Here is a 2,804-nt window from a genome sequence, read left to right as displayed (position 1 = left end):
GTCACCGCGATCAACCCGACCCCGGCGGGCGAAGGTAAGACCACCACCACCGTGGGTCTGGGCGATGGCCTGAACCGCATCGGCAAGAATGCGATGATCTGTATCCGCGAAGCCTCGCTTGGCCCGAACTTCGGCATGAAGGGCGGCGCTGCAGGTGGCGGCTACGCGCAGGTTGTTCCGATGGAGGAAATGAACCTGCACTTCACCGGTGACTTCCACGCCATCACCTCGGCCCACTCGCTGCTGTCGGCGATGATCGACAACCACATCTACTGGGGCAACGAAGCCGAGATCGACGTGCGCCGCGTTGCATGGCGTCGTGTGGTCGACATGAACGACCGCGCCCTGCGTCAGATCACCGCCAGCTTGGGTGGCGTGTCGAACGGCTTCCCGCGCGAAGCAGGCTTTGACATCACCGTGGCGTCCGAGGTTATGGCGATCCTCTGCCTGGCAAACGACCTGAAGGACCTGGAAAAGCGTCTGGGCGACATCATCGTGGCCTACCGCCGCGACAAGACCCCGGTTTATTGCCGCGACATCAAGGCCGAAGGCGCAATGACCGTTCTGCTGAAAGACGCGATGCAGCCGAACCTGGTGCAGACGCTGGAAAACAACCCGGCCTTTGTCCACGGAGGCCCCTTCGCGAACATCGCACATGGCTGTAACTCGGTCATCGCAACCAAGACCGCGTTGAAAGTCGCTGACTACGTGGTGACCGAAGCCGGTTTCGGGGCCGATCTGGGTGCCGAGAAGTTCATGAACATCAAGTGCCGCAAGGCAGGCATTGCACCGTCGGCGGTCGTTCTGGTCGCCACCGTGCGCGCGATGAAAATGAACGGCGGCGTTGCCAAGGCCGATCTGGGCGCGGAAAACGTAGACGCGGTTCAGTCGGGCTGTGCCAACCTGGGTCGCCATATCGAGAACGTGAAATCCTTCGGTGTGCCGGTTGTTGTCGCCATCAACCACTTTGTCACCGACACTGATGACGAAGTTCAGGCGGTCAAGGATTACTGCGCCGACCACGGTGTTGAGGCGGTTCTGTCGCGTCACTGGGAACTGGGTTCGGACGGCTCTGCGCCTCTGGCCGAGAAGGTTGTGGAAATCGTCGAAGGTGGCACCGCGAACTTCGCGCCGATCTACCCTGACGAAATGCCACTGTTCGAAAAGATCGAAACCATTGCCAAGCGCATCTACCGTGCCGACGAGGTTCTGGCCGACAACAAGATCCGCAACCAGCTGAAGGAATGGGAAGAAGCCGGTTACGGCAACCTGCCGGTCTGCATGGCGAAAACCCAGTACTCGTTCTCGACCGACCCCAGCTTGCGCGGCGCGCCCACCGGCCACTCGGTTCCGGTGCGTGAGGTCCGCCTGAGCGCCGGTGCCGGCTTCATCGTGGTTGTCTGCGGTGAGATCATGACCATGCCCGGCCTGCCGCGCAAACCGGCTGCGGAAACCATCTGCCTCAATGACGCAGGTGAGATCGAGGGCTTGTTCTAAACCGCCGAATAGGACATCTCGTGGTCCGGGGATATCCCCGGGCCATGAGGAAATCGCTATGCCCATTCTGACACCACCGCAAGACTGCCAATCGATGCAGGAATTGCGGGCTCAGATCGACACGCTGGACCGCCAACTGATCGGAATGTTGGTGACGCGCGCGGGTTACATTGACCGCGCCTCGCAGCTGAAGCCCGGCGAGGGCCTGCCGGCCCGCATCCCCGAGCGCGTCGAAGAGGTGGTGCAGCGCGTGCGCACAAGTTCCGGTGAATTGGGGATGGACCCCGATCTTGCCGAGCAGCTTTGGCGCATTCTGATTGACTGGTCGATCGCACGTGAAGAACGCGTGCTCGGCCCTGATTGAACACCCGGGCGCCCTGCGCCCGATTTGTTTTTGGAAGGAAGGGATCACAGGATGGTAGCCCAGGTTATCGACGGTAAGGCCTTTGCGGCGACGGTGCGCGCGCAAGTGGCCGATCAGGTTGCAAAGCTGAAAGAGGAAAACGGCATCACGCCCGGTCTGGCGGTGGTTCTGGTGGGTGAAGACCCGGCCAGCCAGGTCTATGTGCGCTCGAAGGGCAAGCAGACGGTCGAGGTCGGCATGAACTCGTATGAGCACAAGCTGGATGTGGACACGTCCGAGGCGGATCTGCTGGCGTTGATCGACAAGTTGAACAACGATCCGGCGGTGCATGGCATCCTGGTGCAGCTGCCGCTGCCCAAGCATCTGAACGAAGATCTGGTGATCAACTCGATTGATCCGGCCAAGGACGTTGACGGCTTCCACATCTCGAATGTGGGTCTGCTGGGCACCGGTCAGAAGTCGATGGTGCCCTGCACCCCGCTGGGTTGCCTGATGATGCTGCGCGACCACCATGGCTCGCTGTCCGGAATGGACGCGGTCGTGATCGGCCGTTCGAACATCGTCGGCAAGCCGATGGCGCAACTGCTGCTGGGTGACAGCTGCACGGTGACCATCGCGCATTCGCGCACCAAGGACCTGCCGGATGTGGTGCGCCGCGCGGATATCGTGGTGGCCGCCGTGGGCCGCCCCGAGATGGTTCCGGGCGACTGGATCAAGGAAGGCGCCACCGTGATCGACGTCGGCATCAACCGCATCGAGCATGACGGCAAGAACAAGCTGGTCGGCGACGTCGACTATGCCAGCGCCGCCGAGCGTGCGGGCGCCATCACCCCGGTTCCGGGTGGCGTTGGTCCGATGACCATCGCCTGCCTGCTGGCCAACACGCTGACCGCCTGCTGCCGCGCAAACAGCCTGCCAGAGCCCGAAGGCCTGACCGCCTGAT

General features: G+C 62.2%; 3 protein-coding genes. All 3 read left to right on the top strand.

Features of this window, described 5'->3' with window-relative positions; genetic code table 11:
* A partial coding sequence (locus ACOQFT_RS00130) for a formate--tetrahydrofolate ligase (RefSeq protein WP_421596047.1) occupies positions 1 to 1,497 on the top strand: 1,497 nt, incomplete at its 5' end.
* A gap of 58 nt (positions 1,498 to 1,555) precedes the next feature.
* On the top strand, positions 1,556 to 1,861 hold the full coding sequence (locus ACOQFT_RS00125) for a chorismate mutase (protein ID WP_421596046.1): 306 nt from the start codon (positions 1,556 to 1,558) through the stop codon (positions 1,859 to 1,861).
* A gap of 51 nt (positions 1,862 to 1,912) precedes the next feature.
* Positions 1,913 to 2,803 carry a bifunctional methylenetetrahydrofolate dehydrogenase/methenyltetrahydrofolate cyclohydrolase FolD gene (gene folD, locus ACOQFT_RS00120; RefSeq protein ID WP_421596045.1) on the top strand — a complete coding sequence of 297 codons (891 nt, stop codon included), beginning with the start codon at positions 1,913 to 1,915 and terminating at the stop codon, positions 2,801 to 2,803.
* The last annotated feature ends 1 nt before the right edge of the window (position 2,804 follow it).

The sequence above is a fragment of the Ruegeria sp. MALMAid1280 genome (genome assembly GCF_049195285.1).
In the GTDB taxonomy this organism is placed as follows: Bacteria; Pseudomonadota; Alphaproteobacteria; order Rhodobacterales; family Rhodobacteraceae; genus Ruegeria.
Note: the sequence above shows the minus strand (reverse complement) of the source record. Positions and strands in the feature narration are given on the sequence as shown.

Coding starts and splice junctions, on each gene's coding strand:
- ACOQFT_RS00125 (WP_421596046.1), top strand. CDS start 1,556: ATGCCCATTCTGACACCACCGCAAGACTGCCAATCGATGCAGGAATTG.
- folD (WP_421596045.1), top strand. CDS start 1,913: ATGGTAGCCCAGGTTATCGACGGTAAGGCCTTTGCGGCGACGGTGCGC.